General features: G+C 44.5%; 26 protein-coding genes. 10 read left to right on the plus strand and 16 right to left on the minus strand.

The annotated features are described in order from the left end of the window. Positions 1-7: 7 nt before the first annotated feature. The 3 genes from hemA to VC178_RS05880 all read right to left on the minus strand — a co-directional run bounded on the left by hemA (position 8) and on the right by VC178_RS05880 (position 1,937). Positions 8-1,309 carry a glutamyl-tRNA reductase gene (hemA, locus tag VC178_RS05870; RefSeq protein ID WP_323481888.1) on the minus strand — a complete coding sequence of 434 codons (1,302 nt, stop codon included), beginning with the start codon at positions 1,307-1,309 and terminating at the stop codon, positions 8-10. 139 nt (positions 1,310-1,448) lie between these two features. Continuing rightward, complete coding sequence (locus VC178_RS05875) at positions 1,449-1,688, minus strand: hypothetical protein (RefSeq protein ID WP_215295274.1); 240 nt, start codon at positions 1,686-1,688, stop codon at positions 1,449-1,451. Positions 1,689-1,730: 42 nt separating this feature from the next. Further along, positions 1,731-1,937, minus strand: a complete 207-nt coding sequence (locus VC178_RS05880) for a hypothetical protein (protein ID WP_323481889.1) — start codon at positions 1,935-1,937, stop codon at positions 1,731-1,733. Between the two features lie 243 nt (positions 1,938-2,180). On the opposite strand from VC178_RS05880, the gene pufB reads away from it, so the two are divergent. The 6 genes from pufB (at position 2,181) to VC178_RS05910 (ending at position 4,664) form a co-directional block, all read left to right on the plus strand. Beyond that, complete coding sequence (gene pufB / locus VC178_RS05885) at positions 2,181-2,324, plus strand: light-harvesting antenna LH1, beta subunit (RefSeq protein WP_112294365.1); 144 nt, start codon at positions 2,181-2,183, stop codon at positions 2,322-2,324. A 15-nt stretch (positions 2,325-2,339) separates the two neighbouring features. Then, positions 2,340-2,543 carry a light-harvesting protein gene (locus VC178_RS05890; protein WP_216125127.1) on the plus strand — a complete coding sequence of 68 codons (204 nt, stop codon included), beginning with the start codon at positions 2,340-2,342 and terminating at the stop codon, positions 2,541-2,543. Positions 2,544-2,630: 87 nt separating this feature from the next. Further along, complete coding sequence (locus VC178_RS05895; RefSeq protein ID WP_215318423.1) at positions 2,631-4,043, plus strand: PucC family protein; 1,413 nt, start codon at positions 2,631-2,633, stop codon at positions 4,041-4,043. Between the two features lie 47 nt (positions 4,044-4,090). Then, on the plus strand, positions 4,091-4,327 hold the full coding sequence (locus VC178_RS05900; protein ID WP_215295281.1) for a hypothetical protein: 237 nt from the start codon (positions 4,091-4,093) through the stop codon (positions 4,325-4,327). A 2-nt stretch (positions 4,328-4,329) separates the two neighbouring features. Then, on the plus strand, positions 4,330-4,512 hold the full coding sequence (locus VC178_RS05905; RefSeq protein WP_215295283.1) for a hypothetical protein: 183 nt from the start codon (positions 4,330-4,332) through the stop codon (positions 4,510-4,512). Further along, positions 4,509-4,664 carry a hypothetical protein gene (locus VC178_RS05910; RefSeq protein ID WP_216176880.1) on the plus strand — a complete coding sequence of 52 codons (156 nt, stop codon included), beginning with the start codon at positions 4,509-4,511 and terminating at the stop codon, positions 4,662-4,664. Before VC178_RS05905 ends, VC178_RS05910 begins: the two co-directional genes overlap by 4 nt. Before the next feature lie 24 nt (positions 4,665-4,688). Here the strand turns inward: VC178_RS05910 and VC178_RS05915 are convergent, their stop codons facing one another. Further along, the gene (locus VC178_RS05915; protein ID WP_416350543.1) at positions 4,689-5,165 is read right to left on the minus strand and encodes a glutathione peroxidase; all 477 of its coding nucleotides are present in this window, start codon (positions 5,163-5,165) and stop codon (positions 4,689-4,691) included. A gap of 119 nt (positions 5,166-5,284) precedes the next feature. Here VC178_RS05915 and VC178_RS05920 point away from each other — a divergent pair, with 119 nt between their 5' ends. From VC178_RS05920 to VC178_RS05935, 4 genes are read left to right on the plus strand one after another with little or no spacing between them, the layout of a single operon-like run. Continuing rightward, positions 5,285-6,481: a Coenzyme F420 hydrogenase/dehydrogenase, beta subunit C-terminal domain gene (locus tag VC178_RS05920; RefSeq protein ID WP_323481891.1), complete on the plus strand. Its 1,197-nt coding sequence runs from the start codon at positions 5,285-5,287 to the stop codon at positions 6,479-6,481. Between the two features lie 26 nt (positions 6,482-6,507). Further along, a complete protein-coding gene (locus tag VC178_RS05925) occupies positions 6,508-7,092 on the plus strand; it encodes an NnrU family protein (RefSeq protein ID WP_323481892.1) in 585 nt (194 codons plus the stop codon). Between the two features lie 24 nt (positions 7,093-7,116). Further along, the gene (locus VC178_RS05930) at positions 7,117-7,467 is read left to right on the plus strand and encodes a hypothetical protein (RefSeq protein ID WP_323481893.1); all 351 of its coding nucleotides are present in this window, start codon (positions 7,117-7,119) and stop codon (positions 7,465-7,467) included. A gap of 20 nt (positions 7,468-7,487) precedes the next feature. Further along, positions 7,488-8,051, plus strand: coding sequence for a lipocalin family protein (locus tag VC178_RS05935; protein ID WP_215318432.1), 564 nt, complete (start codon positions 7,488-7,490; stop codon positions 8,049-8,051). On the opposite strand, the gene VC178_RS05940 is transcribed toward VC178_RS05935, so the two are convergent. From VC178_RS05940 to bchF, 12 genes are all read right to left on the minus strand, one after another. Next, on the minus strand, positions 8,048-8,170 hold the full coding sequence (locus VC178_RS05940; protein WP_255534195.1) for a hypothetical protein: 123 nt from the start codon (positions 8,168-8,170) through the stop codon (positions 8,048-8,050). The two genes, VC178_RS05935 and VC178_RS05940, sit on opposite strands and share 4 nt — an antisense overlap. Before the next feature lie 64 nt (positions 8,171-8,234). After that, positions 8,235-9,437, minus strand: coding sequence for a geranylgeranyl diphosphate reductase (locus VC178_RS05945; protein WP_216176885.1), 1,203 nt, complete (start codon positions 9,435-9,437; stop codon positions 8,235-8,237). A gap of 43 nt (positions 9,438-9,480) precedes the next feature. Continuing rightward, positions 9,481-10,836, minus strand: coding sequence for a BCD family MFS transporter (locus tag VC178_RS05950; RefSeq protein WP_323481894.1), 1,356 nt, complete (start codon positions 10,834-10,836; stop codon positions 9,481-9,483). A 12-nt stretch (positions 10,837-10,848) separates the two neighbouring features. Next, entirely contained in the window at positions 10,849-11,736 is an 888-nt protein-coding gene (gene chlG, locus VC178_RS05955) for a chlorophyll synthase ChlG (RefSeq protein ID WP_251372021.1), read from the minus strand. Positions 11,737-11,747: 11 nt separating this feature from the next. Continuing rightward, a complete protein-coding gene (gene puhE / locus VC178_RS05960; protein ID WP_215295302.1) occupies positions 11,748-12,500 on the minus strand; it encodes a putative photosynthetic complex assembly protein PuhE in 753 nt (250 codons plus the stop codon). Between the two features lie 4 nt (positions 12,501-12,504). Continuing rightward, a complete protein-coding gene (gene acsF / locus VC178_RS05965; RefSeq protein ID WP_255534196.1) occupies positions 12,505-13,599 on the minus strand; it encodes a magnesium-protoporphyrin IX monomethyl ester (oxidative) cyclase in 1,095 nt (364 codons plus the stop codon). A gap of 19 nt (positions 13,600-13,618) precedes the next feature. Next, positions 13,619-14,083, minus strand: coding sequence for a photosynthetic complex assembly protein PuhC (gene puhC, locus VC178_RS05970; protein ID WP_216176888.1), 465 nt, complete (start codon positions 14,081-14,083; stop codon positions 13,619-13,621). Continuing rightward, positions 14,080-14,739 carry a photosynthetic complex putative assembly protein PuhB gene (gene puhB, locus VC178_RS05975; RefSeq protein ID WP_215295305.1) on the minus strand — a complete coding sequence of 220 codons (660 nt, stop codon included), beginning with the start codon at positions 14,737-14,739 and terminating at the stop codon, positions 14,080-14,082. Before puhB ends, puhC begins: the two co-directional genes overlap by 4 nt. A gap of 24 nt (positions 14,740-14,763) precedes the next feature. Next, entirely contained in the window at positions 14,764-15,534 is a 771-nt protein-coding gene (puhA, locus tag VC178_RS05980) for a photosynthetic reaction center subunit H (RefSeq protein ID WP_215295307.1), read from the minus strand. Between the two features lie 56 nt (positions 15,535-15,590). After that, on the minus strand, positions 15,591-17,039 hold the full coding sequence (locus tag VC178_RS05985; protein ID WP_323481895.1) for a BCD family MFS transporter: 1,449 nt from the start codon (positions 17,037-17,039) through the stop codon (positions 15,591-15,593). Positions 17,040-17,041: 2 nt separating this feature from the next. Further along, on the minus strand, positions 17,042-17,767 hold the full coding sequence (gene bchM, locus VC178_RS05990) for a magnesium protoporphyrin IX methyltransferase (RefSeq protein ID WP_323481896.1): 726 nt from the start codon (positions 17,765-17,767) through the stop codon (positions 17,042-17,044). Between the two features lie 19 nt (positions 17,768-17,786). After that, positions 17,787-18,461 carry a 2-vinyl bacteriochlorophyllide hydratase gene (gene bchF / locus VC178_RS05995; protein WP_323481897.1) on the minus strand — a complete coding sequence of 225 codons (675 nt, stop codon included), beginning with the start codon at positions 18,459-18,461 and terminating at the stop codon, positions 17,787-17,789. Between the last annotated feature and the right edge of the window lie 275 nt (positions 18,462-18,736).

Raw genomic sequence — 18,736 nt, forward strand, 5'->3', positions numbered from 1 at the left:
GCCGTCATTATTTTGGAGGATAAATACTAGTGAGAATTCGCTTGAAATCTTCGATCTCATTATTGGGTGAATTTTGTAATGCATTGATAGGGGCATGCATAAATTTATTCGCTAGGGCATCTGCCATGATCGATAAAACCTCAACCGGATCTTCGCCCCTTTTAATACGCCGCACTGCTTTTTCCAATTCAATTTCTTTGAGTCGGCCTGCAGTATTTTGCAAGGACTGAATGATTGGTACTAGTGTTCTTTTTTGTAGCGTCTGGAAAAATTCACTCACACCATTGTCAATAATAATTTCAGCATCAGCCATTGAGAGCTCGCGGATATTACGACCTTCATTAACCAGGCTGCCCAAATCATCAACCGAATACAGGTAGGCATCCTTGAGAGAGCGAATCTCTGGCTCTATATCACGTGGCACAGCTAAGTCGATTAATACAATCGGCCTACTATTTCTAGTCTTCAAAGCTGTTTTAACAAGCCCCATACCTATGATGGGCAAGGAACTAGCCGTGCATGAAACAACGACATCAAACTCATGCAAACGGATTGGTAGCGATTGCAAAGGAAAGGAGTCGGTTTTTAAACCCTTCTCGGCAAAAACTTTGGCCATTTCGTCGCCACGGTCAACGGTACGATTCGTGATCGCAATCTGCTTTGGTTTTTTACCAGCAAAGTGTGAGGCGCATAACTGAATCATTTCGCCTGCACCAATAAATAAGACTTTTGAGTTATTTAAATCACCAAAGATTCTTTCGGCTAAGCGAACTGATGCGCTAGCAATGGAAACTGAATGCTTACCAATATCCGTTGTTGCGCGTACTGCCTTAGCAACTGAAAAAGTTTTATTAAATAATGGCTTTAAATAGGACCCTAATGTGCCTGCTTGATCAGCGAATTCAACCGCTTTCTTCATTTGACCCAGAATCTGAGTCTCACCCAAAACCATTGAGTCCATTCCGCAGCTCACTCTAAATACATGCTTTACAGCATCAGTCTCTTTTGCAGAATAAATATATGGCTTTAATGCATCACTATGCAAACGCTTTTGTGCAGTCAGCCAATCAAAAGCACGCTCTTCTAAATGATGACTCGGTTGAGTCACATCATTAGCAGCACAGTAAATCTCCATGCGATTGCAGGTCGATAAAATGGCGACTTCAGGCATTAACTCGCGATGGGTGCCTCGCAAATAATCACGAAGATCCAATAACGAGTCTTGCAAATCCTCTGGAGAAATAGCGACACTCTCTCGAATATCAATTGGAGCCGTGTGATGGTTCACACCAAGATTGAGTAATTGCATACGAGAGGCTATCTAAAAATAGCTTGAAGTGGGCGTAGAAAAATCATGAAAATGATTCTTCCCCGTGATTCACAAGATGTCAATCAAGATTGACACCTATTTCAGTTTCCCACCTAGGGAAAACCCACATATGAACCCATTATTGCTGGCTCTTAGCAGCAGCCTCGTAAGTTTTGAATTTTTTGTATGAATTCACTGTGGAATACAAGGCCAAGGCCGTGATCAGCACAAAAAGTAAATTGGTAAATGAATACTCCTGATACAGAATCCAGATCTGCCCGAGCAAGGCGATGGGGAAGACAACGATGGCAAATTTAAGCCAAAGCATGGTTCTTTTAAACTTCGCATCAATTGGGCTCGATGTAGATTGCTTATTCATAACCTATCCTTATCAAACAAGAGGCCGGACCTCACATTAATCTCAACGCAGTATACGAAAAATGAAGCTTGTGAGGCCCTGCGCAAGAATGAAGGTGAAAATTGCCCCCATGAGGCCCATAAAAACACCAGGGACTTCTCCTAAATCGAGCTGCTTGGCAAATAGGAGGGACATGGCAAACCCGCCTGCAGCACAAGCGATCTCAAAAATGATTTTGATAGTGCTAAAACGCTCACTAGATTGACTCATATGACACCTCAATTAGACCGTGTTCGGAGCCCATTTTATCCCCCAAAAGCCCTAAAACAGCTCAAAAATAGCTGTTTTGCCATGTATTCTGCAGTGCAACACGTTGACTTATAAGGGAAATTCCTTACAAAAGTGTCTAGATTTTTTTACACATTAGGACTAAATTCACCTTGTGGCAAAGAAGGTTAATTAGTACCCTCGTGTGGGTTTGCACGACGCAGTTAGATTTGAGAGGAAAACACTATGACAAATAACACTCTTACAGGTCTGAGTGTTGAGGAAGCGGAAGAGCTACATCGCAACCTCATTCAAGGTACGCAATTTTTTGGGATGATCGCAGCACTTGCCCATTTACTTGCTTACATCTATTCACCTTGGTTGAAGTAATTTAAGGAGCTTAAGATGATCTACGGAAAAATGTGGACAGTAGTAAGACCAACAGTTGGCATCCCATTGTTTTTGGGTGCAGTAGCAGTTGGTTCCTTTTCAGTTCATTTGGCATTACTAAATAACACAACTTGGGTGAAGGCTTTTTTAGAGGGTGGTAAGTCTGCGAAGGCTGGCGCTACTTCTGGAGCGCCCGCGGCACCAGCAGCACAAAAATAAGTTTTATTTTGTCTCATAAGACCTAGATCGTTAGATCTGGGTCTTATTTTTTTGTTTTGCATACTCGTCAGTTAAACTCAGTTTTAGATGAATCGCTTTAGTCAAAAATTAATCAGTACCTGGGCTAATTTAGGTCCCCGTTTTTTGCCCTTCGCAGACGCCGCTTCTGCTGAACTACCACTAGGTAGATTACTCAGACTATCCCTCTTCCAAGTATCAGTTGGCATGGCCTTAGTGCTCTTAGTGGGCACACTGAATCGAGTAATGATTGTGGAGTTACATGTACCAGCATCATTGGTATCGATCATGGTTTCCTTGCCCATTATTTTTGCTCCTATTAGAGCGCTGATTGGTTTTCGCTCCGACACTCATAAATCTGCTCTCGGTTGGCGTCGGGTTCCTTATATTTGGATGGGAACCATGGTGCAATTCGGCGGACTAGCCATCATGCCTTTTGCTTTGCTAGTGTTAGCTGGTGCAGGCAATGCGAGCGAAGCGCCAGCATGGATTGGATTAGCAGCTGCTGGACTGTCATTTTTATTTGTTGGCGCCGGCATTCACACAACTCAAACTGTTGGTCTTGCCTTGGCTTGTGATCTTGCACCGCCTAAGGCGCAACCTAATATTGTTGGCCTGATGTTTGTGATGTTACTCATTGGCATGATTGGCAGCGCTTTGATTTTTGGTCAGTTATTAGAAGAGTACAGCCCTGGACGCTTAATCCAAGTCATTCAAGGAAGTGCTGTCGTCACGATTTTGTTGAATGCCATTGCACTTTGGAAACAAGAAAGCCGCGAAGAAGCGCGTGCTAGAGCGCAAGTCGCTAGAGAACAAAACTTTAAAGAGTCCTGGGAAACCTTCAAGGAGGGTGGTCAAGCAATTCGTCGCTTAATTGCAGTAGGTTTTGGCACCATGGCATTTAGCATGAATGATGTTTTGCTAGAGCCTTATGGCGGTGAATTATTAAACATGAGTGTGAGTGCTACCACTGTGTTAACTGCTACTTTGGCCGTTGGCTGTTTGTTTGGCTTTAGCATTGCCTCCAAGGTATTAAGTGCTGGTTACGATCCTTTTAAGATGGCTAGTAATGGCGCCAAAATTGGTATTCCTGCATTCATGTTGGTCATCATCGCTGCGCCATTTAATAGCACTCTCATTTTTATTCTCGGGGTGGTATTAATTGGCTTTGGTAACGGGCTATTTAGCCATGGCACCTTAACTGCCACCATGAGATATGCTCCAGAAAATCAAAGTGGCTTGGCATTGGGTGCATGGGGAGCAGTGCAAGCAACTGCTGCAGGGATTGCAGTTGGCTTTGGAGGCATTTTTCGGGATATTTTGGCTGGCATGGCTTCCAGAAATTATTTTGGCGAAGAGCTCAATAGCCCAGCTACCGGTTACTGCGGTGTCTATCTAATAGAAATCATCTTGCTGCTCATCACTATCGCAGCAATGACCAATTTCATATGGCCAGCTAAGCCAGTAGAGTCGGTTGCTTAATTGAATCTGCCTGCTAGGCTCCTAAGCTACTAGTCGTCATCAACCCAATGACCAACTTACCGCAATTAGCTGAAAAGACCTTCATCCTTTCGGGCTTCTTCATTAGCTCGGTTAGCTTTATCTTGATTAGCTTGAGTCTGTGGGACTTCATTTCTGCCGATATGTTTTCTTTTGGTCTTTCTTCAGGCATTCGTGTATTGGGTGGCTGCGCTATCATTGGATGCCTTCTGAGCGCAATTGGCTACGGAATTGGGGATTATTTTAATAACGAAGTGAAGGAGTGAATATGTTTAAAAAATCAGATTACTTCATTCTCATGGCGGTGGTGATTTCATTCTTTACCTCAGCCTATTTATGGTTTGTAGTCCAAGATCGTGAGCAGTCGATCTTTACAGCGCTTTGGGTGCCCTCAATATTTTGCTTTGGGATTTATTTCAAATTATCTGCATTATTGAATCGTAAAAAATGAGTAACACTACCCTACTCCTTCTATCGATCTTTGTTTTTTGTCTCTTAATTGCTGGCCTGTATTACATGGTTCGTGAGTTTATGGGTGAAGTTCAAGATGCCTTCCCAGATATCAACGAATGGTTAGACTCCGATAAGAAGAAAAAGAAGTAACTACTTCTCTAGGAAGCATCTCATTTAGAGTAGTTTTTGAAGCGCTTCTTCCATCTTGCTAGCGCCATCGGCCGATGCAAGTCGTGTGATGGATTGACCATCTTTGCTCACGAGAAACTTAGTGAAGTTCCACTTAATACCAGTGGTTCCCAATATGCCAGGAGCCCGATCCTTTAAATAAGCATACAAGGGATGAGTGTTATCCCCATTCACATCAATTTTCTCAAACATCGGAAAAGTCACACCATAGTTAGTGCTGCAAAAGCTTTGAATCTGCTCTGCAGAGCCCGGCTCTTGAGCGCCGAATTGATTACATGGGAAGCCTAATATCTCCAGGCCTTTGGCTTGATTTGCAGTGTAAAGATTTTGTAAATCACGGTATTGAGAAGTAAAGCCGCAGTTACTGGCGACATTCACGATCAAGAGCACCTTACCAGCATAATCCTGTAAATTTTCTACACTTCCATCAAGTCTTTTGAGGGGGATATTCGGTAGCATGATGACTCTCCATATTCATAAAATTGGTCTGCAAGTATTTCTTATTCAGGTCATAATAAATGCATTATCTTTACCTTGCTTTTTGCCCCATTACCCTAAAATGATAGTGACCAAAGGACTGTGTGAACCCTTCTAATGCACCTTATCGGAGCCTCTGCACTGACTGTGGTATTTCTCGCACTGATAATCCAAAACGTTGCGGCGAGGCTTGTCAATTTATCAAGCCCAATTACCCAGAATTAGAAACTCAGGTTCATGGCAGGACAAGAGATTTGGGTCGTCCTGATGAACTGCATTTTGGTCCCTTCATCAAAATGCTGAGGGCTGCACTCAATCATCCTAGTGCAGGCGCGCAATGGACTGGAATTACCACGCGGATCGGAGAGCGCCTACTTGAAACAGGCGCAGTCGATGCCATTCTGACGATGACCGAGGATCCCCAGGATCGCTGGAAACCATTGCCGATCATTATTGATAAAGCATCAGATATGGCCAAGTGTCGTGGCATGAGAATGGGCTATGCGCCACTTCTCTCTCTTCTAGAGCCGGCGATTGCTAAAGGCTATAAAAAGATGGCTGTGATTGGCATCCCTTGTCAGGTATACGCTTTAAGGGCTCTAGAAAAAGAATTGGGCCTCGAAAAACTTTACGTGATTGGAACGCCGTGTTCTGACAACACCACCACTGAGAACTTTCATCACTTTCTGTCCTTAGTTAGTTCAGAACCAGATGAGATTAACTATCTTGAATTTAGAGCAGATTATCACGTTGAAGTGCGCTTTAAAAATGGCAAAAAGAAAGAGATTCCGTTTCTACAATTGCCGCTCTCTACTTTGCCAAATGACTTTTTTCCCTTAACTTGCCGCACCTGTGTTGATTACACCAATGTGCTGTCTGACATCACAGTTGGCTATATGGGCGGTCAGGGTGAGCAATGGCTGATCGTTCGCAATCAACGTGGCGAAGAATTACTAGCGCTCTTGGGTGATGAAGTGCACACCTCTGTACCAGGAAGTGCTGGCAAACGTCACTCAGCCGTGGTGGGCTTTATGAAAAATGTTGAACGCGCTGCTGGTGGCCTTCCTTTAAGAAAAATGCCGAACTGGTTAAGACCGATTGTGGGTTGGTTAATGCCTAAGGTTGGACCTCGTGGCCTTGAATTTGCTCGCACTCGCCTAGAAATGAAAGCCATTGAAACCGTGATTCATCTAAGAAGAGAGCAGCCTGCAAAAATGGTCTCGATGATTCCTAAGCACATCTGGCCTCTAGTAGAACCCTATGGCATTCAGCCCAGCGAATCAGAAATTCACAAACCTTAAAACCTATTTTCCCTTTGGAGTATTCCATGGCTTTATTTCTATTCGGTCTCTTTATTTTTCTCGCCAGTCACTCTTGTCGCATCTTTGCTGAGTCATGGCGCAACCAAATCATTGATCAAATTGGGGAAGTGAAATGGAAAGGCCTCTACACCATCATTTCCTTAATTGGATTCATCATCATGGTAGTTGGCTATGGGCAAGCAAGACAAGATACCTTGGTTTTATGGCAGCCTAATGCATTTCTCATTTATATAGCCTTGGCATTAAACCTCATCGCCTTTATCTTCTTAGCCGGAAGCTCGCCTTCGAATAATGCGATCCGCCTCAAGCTAAAACATCCAATGATTCTCGGCGTCAAAGTATGGGCCCTAGCGCATTTACTATCTAACGGTACCCTAGTAGATCTCATCCTATTTGGCAGCTTTCTCATCTGGGCTGTTTTGGATTTTCGTTCTGCCAGAAAACGACCAGTTCATATTCCTGAGCAAGCTCAAATCAGCACTAAGGCTACTGTGATTACTATCGCCTCTGGTGTGATTCTCTGGGTGGTTTTCATATTCGGATTGCACCAATACTTGATTGGAGTTTCTCCTCTCGCTCAACTCTCTTAAGCGCTAGTTTTGGCGTCTGCCCCGATGAGTCTAAAGAACGCTTTAGCGTCTCTATTATTGGCTTTGGCTTTATGGGGTTGCGACTCTCATGCACCCAAAATAGACGCGATTGATCGTCAAGCAAAGACACTGGCATGCGTTCTCAATGGTAGTCCTATGCAGATAGTCATTCATAAAGACTCGCTAGTTGCAAGCTTGCTCTATGAAGGCAAAGAGATTAGGATTGACCTATTAGAGGTGAAAGATTTCTACCAAATATTAATGCGCTTTGACCCACAAATTGGGCAACTTAAAATCAATAAGATGGGTAACGAATTAATTCAACTCAAAAGTGGTAATGAACAAATCACTACTTGCAGCATTCAACTCAACTGAAAAAAACTGAGGCAAATATCATGAGAAAACATCACTATATTTTTGGCTTACTTTTTTTCTTGTGCGCACAAACTGAGGTGATAGCCCAAGCTGAACCAAAGCCAAATGCTCCTGTTAAAACAATCCCTTCACTAGACGTTGCCCGCTATCAAGGGACTTGGTACGAGATTGCTAAGTTTCCAAATTGGTTTCAAAGAAAGTGTATTGCTGATACCAATGCCACCTACAAGATCAAAGATGATGGCAATGTGAGCGTGACGAATCGCTGCACATTTGAAAATAATGAAAAAGGTGAGGCCTTAGGCACCGCAAGGCAAATTGGTGACTCCACCTCACCCAAACTAGAGGTCCGTTTTGCACCAGCTTGGTTAGGATTCCTGCCTTTAGTCTGGGGTGACTACTGGGTCATTGATATTGACCCAGAGTACCAGTTGGCCGCCGTCAGCGATCCTAGAAGAGAATATCTCTGGATACTCTCACGCACTAAAACAGTGGATTCCAATCGCTACCAAGCGCTATTAAGCCGCCTGGTGAACGACAATGGCTTCAGTCTCGAAAAACTGAGCCTGACCCCACAAAATTAAACTGAGAACAAGAACTTAATAAAGACAATTCCAGTAATCAAACCGGAAAAGGCAATAATCCCAATCAGATACATTTTGCCGGACTTCATTTTTAAGGTTGCTGCGCTGTTATCTTTCATGATGCCACTTCCTTTCAGTAGTCAAAACTGATTAAAAACTGCTGTCAAACAAACACCCTACTCTTTAAACCTTTGCAAAACCCAATAAATGGGCGGTATCTTTTAAGAAAATCTTGAAGTGCGCCAAAGGATCACGGCGAACAAGTTTCTTATTCATATACGATTCAAATGTTAAGCGCTGAACGTCTTTATCTTCACACATCTTGACAAAGCGCTCGCGACGCTTATCGTTGTTGTACCAAAAACGCTGCATGATTCCGAGTACCAAAAATACAGTACCGTGTTCTTTCATGAAACGCTTGCGAGCTTTTGCTAACACCTTGCCATTGCCAGTTACCAGTAGCTCTTCAACAGCCTCAGCAGCGACTCTGCCGCCATACATTCCGTAATAGATGCCTTCGCCTGAGGCTGGCGCAACCACGCCAGCAGCATCTCCTGCCAAGACAACATCTCTGCCGTTATCCCATTTTTTTAATGGCTTCATTGGTAGCGGTGCGCCTTCATGCCTGAGCATTTCAGCATCCTCAAGACCAGTTTGTTTCTTGAGTGCACCTACTGCACTTCTCAAAGAGAAGCCTTTATCAGCAGTTCCAGTTCCAATACTCATGGTTTTGCCATGAGGAAAGATCCAGCCATAAAAGTCTGGGGATAAAGCGCCTTGATAAAAAACATCGCAGCGAGAACCATCAAAGTCAGCTGGTGGATTATCAGGAACCTTCACTATCTCATGATAGGCAAAGACATATTCCACATCCTTAGCGCCTGGAATCGCTTGGCGTCCAACTCCAGATTTAGCTCCATCTGCACCAATCACTGCCTTAGCACGAACAGCTATGGTTTCATCAGGCGCACCATGCTTGCCGCGCACAACATAGTGAATGACTGAGACTCCATCTTGATCTCGAGTGATTTTCTCAAAAATGCCCGTTCTTCTCTCGGCACCATCATTGGCGGCACGCACGCGCAAAAATTCATCAAACTTATCGCGATCGACCATCCCGACAAAGCCGCCCTCAATATGCATATCTACTGCCTTATCTGACGGCGCAATCATTCTGGCGCAATTGGCCTTGGCTACAAGGAGCTCATCAGGGATTTCAAAATCCTTAATTAGGCGTGGAGGTATGGCGCCGCCGCAAGGCTTGATTCGGCCCATGCGATCCAAGAGGAGCACTTTGCGACCTTTCTTAGCCAGATCACTTGCCGCTGTGGCTCCAGTTGGGCCACCACCAACTACTACGACATCAAAAGTTTCTAAAGTACCCATTCTGATCTCCATATATTGAGCACATCATTTAATCTTGAAAAACTTACGCACCTACCAAATGCTTTGACAACTCGTTTGTTTGCTTGTGCGGACGTGTCTGAAATGACAAGTACGCAGCCACAACAAATAAAACAGCTTCTAATAAAAAGATAAATGCATAGGCAGTCGCTGGGTTTCCTAAAACAATCCGAGCTATATCGCTCAGACCAGTCCCGACGATGCCACCTAAACCAAAAGCAAGGGCCTGCGAAGCGCCCCAAATACCCATGCGAACCCCTTCACGCTTTTCACTGCCTAAGCTGGCAAATTGCATCATTGAGCCAATGGCTGCAATTGAAAAAGCGCCATTAAAGATGCCTAAGAAAAAGACAGCGGTCTTGAAAAAGAGACTGCTGGCAACCGGTCCAGATAAGACCAAGCCCATCATGGCAATCGCTGAAGCAAGACACCCACCAATAGTCCAATTGCGCAGAGAAGTTAAATTCTTGGACTTTGCTCTGCTGGTAATAAACGCTAACGCGAGCATCCCTACCAAGACACCACCATTTTGAAGACCTGATAAAGCCGTGGTTTCAGCAGGGGTGTAGCCAAACGCGACTGCAGCAAATGGCTCTAAGATCAAATCTTGTGAGCTATAGGCCAACATGGAAATGAAGACAAACCAGGTAAATGAGCGTACGGTTCCCTCTTGCCAAACTTCAGCAAGTGCCTCACGGAAATTAACCTTGGTATTCTGTTTTTGTAAATCCTCGTGGGCTAGATTGATCGCTTGTTTTTCAACTGACTCTGCTGGTGTCTCCATACCCCAAATAGCCAAAAAGGTAACGATAACTGCTATTACAGAAACGGTAGAAGAGATCATCAATAAACGCTCAAAAGAAAATGGCGTCAAAAATTTTCCGCTGATGCTGGCAGTCATTGCAAAGCCAAAAATCATCATGAGCCAAACACAGGTTGCTGCAGCTGCTTTGCGTTTGGGGTCAACGCGTTTAGCAAGTAAAACCAATAAGGCAGTACCACTAGCACTCACTCCAATACCAATCATGGCAAAGGCAACGATCGCTAGTGCAATACCCAAAATAATAGATTGCTCCAAGAGAATGATTGAAGTTGCAGCCAATATGCCGCCACTTGCTAAAACCAATATGCCACCTCGTATCCAAGGTGAAGCACTTCGAGTCTGATCTGAGCCAAAACCCATGCGGGGACGAACCAATTGGACCAAGTAATGCAGAGCAACTAGTGCTCCAGGCAAAATAGCTGGAAGTGCTAGTTCAATTACCATCACTCGGTTTAAGAGAGAGGTGGTTAAGACCACGATGGAGCCTAAAGAAGCTTGCACCAATCCTAGCCTAGCAATTTGCAGCCAACTGAGATAAGAAATATTTGCGGTGCTCATAGGTTCAATGAATTAACTGATAGCGAATCGCCCTGCTACTGCAAATGCACTGACCATCATTCCTGCAACAAATAATGGCACCCCAAAACCACTCAAAAATAATGCGCGCTTAACTGGATCCTGCAAGAAATAATGCATCATCTTGATTTGACCGGCGATGAGCAGCAAGATCACGAATGCTTGCCAAAAGGCACCCCAAATCAAAAGTAGCCCAAGCACGCCGAACTGTGGAACCAGCATCATCAAACAGGCATTTTCAGCGGCGCCTGCGATACCTAGTTGTACTGGCAGAGATAGAACGCCCATTCGACGATCGCCCTCTACTGCCTTGAAATCATTCAAAGTCATGATGCCATGAGCGCCAATGCTATATAGAATGGCAAGCAAAATCGAAGGGGTCGATGGAAATACATCACCCATCATGACAGCCGAACCAGTAAACCAAGCTAAGCCTTCATAAGATATTCCGCAAGCGGCATTACCCAACCAACCGTTTTGTTTAAAACGTAATGGCGGCATGCTGTAGAGCCACGCTAATAAAAGACCAAGCAGTGTCGCAACAAATGCCCAAGGACTAATAAACCAGCCCAATGCCAGTGATAGCAATGTCCAAATGAAAGCGACATAAAGCCCCCAGGTTCCGGGCATGCGACCTGAAGGAATGGGACGCTGAGGCTCATTGATGGCATCTACCTCACGGTCAAACCAATCATTCACTGCTTGACTAGCCGCACATACCATAGGGCCTGCCAAGATCACGCCAGCGATTAATAAATGCCAGCGACCCTGAAAAGAAACACCAGTCGCTATCACCCCGCAGGCAAAAGCCCACATTGGCGGAAACCAAGTAATCGGCTTCAGTAATTCGAGAATGGCCGAGGGCGCAGGATACCTCTGCACCGGAAGAGTATTTATGATCGCATTCCCCATTTCCACAAGCCTTCACTAGAAAAAGGAACAACCATCAAAATATGCTCCAACACAGCCAAAGATAAAATCGCGCCGGTGAGAGACATGGAAGCTACTTCAAAATCAGTACTGCTGGGATGAATTGCAACCTCCCAGAGTGGAATAGCGCACAGCACACCACCAATTACTGAGAGTGGCAACAAGGGATTCATCGGCTTGCAGGTGAAGTAAGTAAAGATGTATTTCAGGTGATTCGGTAAAAACCGTTCGTTCAGGTTCAGTACACCCAAGAAGATATTGAGCTTCGCACTCTGTCTCATGAGCCAAAGAATCATGAAGGTCCAAAAGCCTGTCTGGTTGGCGCCACCCCAAGTCATGATGGTTACTAAAACTGCTAGAACTACCAAAGCAATTTCATGGTGCTGAATAGTCTGAAAGGCATAGTGCATCTTTTTTAAGCCACGACAATCTTCAGGACAAGGCTCTCTACGAGGGCCAGTGACATAACCGAATAAGAAACCGATTTCTTGCCAACCCCAAACTAAAATTGCGCAGGTAAAACCACAATAAGCCCCCGCTACCGTACCTAAGTTGGCACTTGTTTTCAGCCCTACCAATGCCATAGCTAGCACCATACCGCTTACCCAAAAAGCATTTCTATAGGTGGAGGGATGGCGCTGATTTAAGAGCAGAATGATCCCGGTGCTAAACCACCATATAAAAATCGAGTAGAGGATAGGCCAAACGATGCTCATAAAATTACCAGGTAGGGACCATCCGAACGTTGGCAGGTAAGGTGTTATCTTGGACTGGAATGAAGTAAAGCTTCGCAAACACTAAACCAGCGCGAGCACCCAGAATGGCTGTCTTCACCTTATTCATGAAGCCACCCTCTTTCTTGTATGCGTCCATCTTCTCAAACAAGGCTCGCATCTCCTCAAGATAGTGATAGAAACGCGGATCATCTAAATTCACAGAAATTGGGAAGACCTGCTTAATAATTTCGTTTGTGATGAAAAGTACTTTCTTGTCGTAATCCGTTGGAGAAATTTTCATCGCCTTGTATAGCTCAATGCGGGTATGGTCGCGCACATACATCGTTGCATAGACTGCCAAGATGAAAAAGCGAATCCATAATTTATTTACACCTTGCAGCAACTTAGGATTAGCACGCATGATCAACGCAAAGGATTCACCGTGACGGAACTCGTCATTACACCAACGTTCAAACCATAAAAAGATCGGATGAAAACGAACCTCAGGGCGACTCTCAATTTCCCTAAAGATCGTGATGTAACGGGCATAACCAATCTTTTCTGAGAGATAGGTCGCGTAGAAAATAAACTTCGGCTTGAAGTAAGTATATTTCTTAGCTTTTGCCAAAAAGCCTAAGTCAATACCAATATTAAAGTCCTTCAGCCACTGATTAATAAAACCAGCGTGGCGGCTTTCATCCCTGGCCATATAGCCGAACAAGTTACGCATATCTGGATTGCTGACCTTACGCTTGATCTCAGCGTACAAAATACATCCAGAGAACTCAGAGGTAATCGAGCTGATTAAGAAATCAACAAACTCATCATATAAGGCGGGATGCAGATTGGAATAATTCTTATCCATATCTGCAGGACGCTGGAAGTGATCCGCATTATTGTCGCCCTCATACTCTGCCATCAATGCATCCCACTCTGGGCGCAAGGAATCAATACTAATGCGATCCATCTCTTTAAAGTCGGTCGTATAAAAGCGCGGGCTTAATACCGCATCTTCTAATGCCATCTTGGTGGAGTCATTGATTGATCCCTTTGCAGGGATCTGACTTTGCAACATGCTTTCTGCGCTATCTAAATTCATTTCCAACTCCAATAAATATTTATGACTTACTTACTGCTACTACATTTGATGCATTAAATAACCTAAAAAATGTTCCAGCATTGGTAGGGCCAAAAGACTCTAGGTCTACCATACGACCAGTTGCGGTATCGGCTAGAGTTAAGCGACCATCTGCGCGATAAATTAATTCAAATGGAGGTCCACTATCCAAGCCTCTGCGTTTTCTTTCTTGTGCAAGACCACGCAATGTGCCTCTGACAAAACCGGCTTCACCTTGCACAGCCTCAATTTGCTTACCAGTTTTGTAATCGATGACAGCGATAGAGCCATCAGGACGATCCTCAAAACGCAGTTGCAAAACTTGTACAGGCGATGCATCAGGTTCACGCACCTGACTCAAGTCGCGACTATTAATAAATACCAACAATAAAACAATGATGATCACATCAGCGATCAGCATTTTCGCAACGGGTGATAAAAAATCTTTTCCTTGGGTAACACTCATGCTGTTTGTGCTCTTGCTTGTTCAACTGCAATATCTTGAGGCTCTATCTTGCTAAGACCAGTCGATGCCTTCCAGGCTTCAGTAAGTAATTTTGCAACCTGCTGTGCCTCGGGAATACAACGCATCATCGGTTCTGGTTTTGCTAAACGCCAAGGCCGCACGTGAGGCCATAGGTGGAAGAAGGCAATCTTATCTTCGGTAGCAATTTGCATTGGGATATCACCAGTACCATCTGCATATAACTTTAAATCAGCACTTCTCAGCGTTTTATAAGGGAGGTTAAAGGTCACCGTCAACACAATACCCACTCGCATCACAATCCGACGATTGGTTAAGGTATACATCGTGGTAGTTGCTGACCAGTAAGCCAAAAGACCTATGAGCAGCAGACCAATCAGCGCTAAAAATACTGCAAGGGCAACACTACTCCAACCTTCTGACAAACCACCTTCACTACCTGCTACTGAGAAAACCTGCAAAACCACGATGACTGCAAAATAAACTGCGAGCCATTGCAGACGAAATACATGTTTAGCCATAGCAGTCCAACTAGGAGCGCCTTGCCAAAGAATCGTTTCGCCAGCAGGTAATGGTTCGGGCAACCCTAAGGCTGCCTCGAACTCATGCTCTGCTGATTCATATGGTTTTTGATTCACAAAATACTTTCAATTGAATGGGATTTAAATAAGGGGTTCTTGGCGCTCTGGGGTCGCATACAGAGTACCGCCACCAAAGTAAGCCATGATCTTTTCTTCTTCTAAGAGCGTAATCTGATCTTGACTCTTTAAGCCTGGTACTAAAGCAAACTGATTGCCCAAGATCGATTCCACCTTGATAGCGTCTTTACCAATACGAGAAAAATTCATTGGTAGTAATACTCGTCTGCCACCAAACTCTGGCAAAGTTTCAATTTCAAAATAGCGAATCACGACTTCAGCCTGATCAATCCAGAGCTCTTTCACGGTGCCAGCTACCACACCATCATCACCCTTAACTTGCATACCAATCGGATTTCTATCCTGCTTGGCTACGCTAAATTGACCGAGTAAGCGCCCTGGCAAAATACGTTTTTGACCTTCTGATGTCATGTCAGGAATATCCGCACGCTTCGTAAAGGCGCCCGGCCCTACACCGTCTAACATCGGGTTACCAGTTGGCACTAAAGGCGCACCATTTAAATAGCTTGAAGGTCTAGCGGCTACTTTTTCCAGAGGCTCATCTTTGGGAACAGTGACATCGCCCCAGTACTCCGTATGAAAAGTCTTCGGTGCCGGCATACCAGCTATTCCAGCCGCTCGTCGGGTCTCGCCACGAACGTCATACTCTAGCGGAAAACCTTCACGCTTACTTTCTATAGTCAGGTAATAAACGAGGCCTGCAAAAAATACCCAAAATGCATATAGAACCAATTGTGCAACATCTACATATTCTGTAATTGCTCCGGTTGCCATCTTGCTCTCCCTTTTAACAATAATGCTTATTGTGAAAAAACATACTGTGCCACTATTTAACTTGGTAATTCATCTAAACCGAACTTCTGAGAAACATTCATCACAGGTTCCTTATTCATAATGACTAAAGGTCCAATTGCAATCAATGTAGCAAACAACAAATAAAACTCAATGTGATATACAAAACTATAGCCTGTAGCGGTAGAAATCAAACCCTCACCTAGGAAGCCATTTGTCGCCAGGCTAGAAATCACATCCCGTATGACGCCGCCAGCTGCAATAGCAATACCAGATGCGCTAGCGTGTACCGCGCCCCAAGCACCTAAAACCAAACCATTCATCCCGCCTGATTCGAAACTCATGGCGGCAGTCAAAGTGCTCACAGAAAATAATCCCCCACCAAAGCCAATTAAAAATGCGCCGCAACGAAATAAGGTGGGCGAAAGCAATGGTTCGGAAAAAATGACGCAACTAAATGCCGCAATACCAAACAAAGCGCCAATGGAAGCCAGGCGATAGGGATCAATTGAGCGATTTAGATAACGGGCAGCCACACCAAAAGCAACGAGAGCGCCTAAAGAAGTCAGACTGGTTAATACAGTGGTAGCACTAACCGATAAACCTAATACTTCAGCACCATAGGGTTCTAAAATAATGTCTTGCATACTAAATGCGGCTGTACCTAAACCTAAAGCTACCAAGAAACGCATCACTTTGCCCTGCTGTGAAAAAGTGGCCCAAGTTTCTTTAAAGCTTGGAGCTACGATAGAGTGCGCTGTTAAATGGGGCTGACGAGGCTCTTGCTTCCAGGCTGCGATCAAGTTGAGCACCAAGGTAGTTGCTGCAACACCCTGTACCACCCGAATCAACAGAATCGGGGTGATATCAATCAGCAAATAGCCAAAGATGGCACTACTGACTGCCATACCAACCAACAGCATCATATACATTAGCGCGACCACTCTAGGTCTAGCTTGAGGCTCAGCTAGATCAGATGCTAAAGCGAGACCAGCGGTTTGAGTGGTCTGCATACCAGCGCCTACCAATAGAAAAGCAAGCCCGGTAGCGCCTTGCGCAAACCAAGCGGGCCAAGTGGTATCGCCAGACAAGAGAATGAGTGCGAAAGGCATGATTGCAAAGCCGCCAAATTGCAACCAGGAACCAATCCAAATATAAGGCACTCTGCGCCAACCCAGAAAAGACTTATGGCTGTCACTCTTAAAGCCAACCAGTGCTCTGAATGGAGCAAATAGCAGAGGCAAGGCAACCATAATCGAAACTAAAGCCGCACTCACTTTCAACTCAATGATCATGACTCGATTCAGAGTGCCAATCAACATGACCATTGCCATGCCTACAGAAACCTGAAACAGAGCCAGCCTCAAGAGACGGCTGATTGGTAACTCTTTGGTGGCGATATCAGCAAAAGGTAAGAACTTTGGACTCACTCTCTTCCAAGTTTCAAATAACTCTTTGCCACGCCAGGTCAGAGTAAACATTTTCATTGTTATCGCGCTTTATTCTGATCAGTTAGCTTTTTGCTTAAGCGCATCGCCTGTGAAAAATAAAAAGCGCGTTGCACTTTTTGCGTACTGACTGGCGCCCAATCTGCTAAACCATCATGCTGACTGAAGGTTCTGGTGAGAGAGTCAATCGAAATGGGCTGAATAAACGGTGATCGATCACTTCTCGGAAATACACTACCAATCGTTAACAAGGTACTCAGAGCAGCATTATTGGGGGCAAATGTAAAAGCAATATTGGCACGCGTACGATTGGCAAGCTTCGCCATCGCATCAGCAATATCCAAGTGGTGATAGTGAATCATGGAATCCATACAAACCACATGATCAAACTCACCCAAGGCGGGATCTAACATATCTCCAGAACGGAACTCAATAGATCCAGAGCCAACATCACGACCAATTCTCTCGCGCGCTAAATCAACTAAGGTAGGCGATAAATCAATAGCGACTACATGCGCACCCCGCTTTGCTAAATCAGCTGCTAAGACTCCAGTACCGCAGCCAGCATCCAAAACACGCTGTCCAGACAAATCAGCCGGTAAATAGCTTAGCAAGACATGACGCATCTCTTCACGACCAGCTCGTACCTTAGCGCGTATACCGCTGACTTTGGCTGTCGACGTTAGCTTTGCCCAAGCATCTACCGCAGTGCGGTCGAAATACTCCTGAAGCTGAGTACGTTTTTGAGTATAAGAATTTTCAAGCATTGCTAACAATCGCCTTTAATTATTTCAACCATGGGGAATAGATATAAGCTAAGAGATGCGCTATTACCGCCATGAATCCAAAAAATTGTGTTCCTTGCACAAGGTTGCGATGCAATTCTTCTGCCTCTGCAATGCTTAAGCCAGTTAACGTTGTCTGAGCACTACTAAGACTTGCTGCTTGTGCAGCTTGTAATTGAATAGTCTGCGCGCCAAGCATAGACTCGCGCGTCTTCTTTTCTTGATCTAGGCGAGCCATCCGTAGCTTCCAGATAAATTGACCTGCATTGATCACATAGGTTGCATAGGCTGCCAAAGCCAATAGCATCAGTTGAATTGGGTCCAGATAACCAGTACCCAGCGCTACAAGATATAAGGTATGAAGCAACAACACCAACATACTAAATACGTCTTCCCAGAAAAATGCTGGGGCAAACAAGTAGCAGTTAAAAACAACCTTCTCCCAAATACAACCAGTGATCATGATGGTGTAGAGCGTTAATGTTTTAACCACTACTGAAATATTGGCGGCATACTCTCCCTCGCCGGTAAATAAAAAACGCAGGACGAGGTAAAGACTAACCAGGAAAACAACAAACTGAATAGGCGCCAAAATACCTTGGACAAGTGTCCACTTGGTTTCGTCTCTTCTTACCCTCTCTTCCGGGGTATAAAGTGGCTTATATGTTTTTTCCATGCACAGTCTGATATATTTTCTGCAACAACCTTAAGGCAATTATTAATACACTTTTAAAGCACAAAAGTGTCAATTAAAGTTTACGGTATCTGGAAAAAGAAAGTCCTCGGGATAACCCTATTGGGGGTACTTACCCTATAGCAACTTACTCAAAAAAAGCGCTAAATAGGATCATTACTAAATGATCAGTTTTGAGAGAAATAGCGCCCTTCTTTTTTGCAGTGCAGCATATTTTTCGGGGAGCACTTACAGCCTTTCATTTTGTATTCATTACT

Origin of the sequence: Polynucleobacter sp. AP-Sanab-80-C2 (genome assembly GCF_035012965.1) — a bacterium.
Lineage (GTDB): Bacteria > Pseudomonadota > Gammaproteobacteria > Burkholderiales > Burkholderiaceae > Polynucleobacter.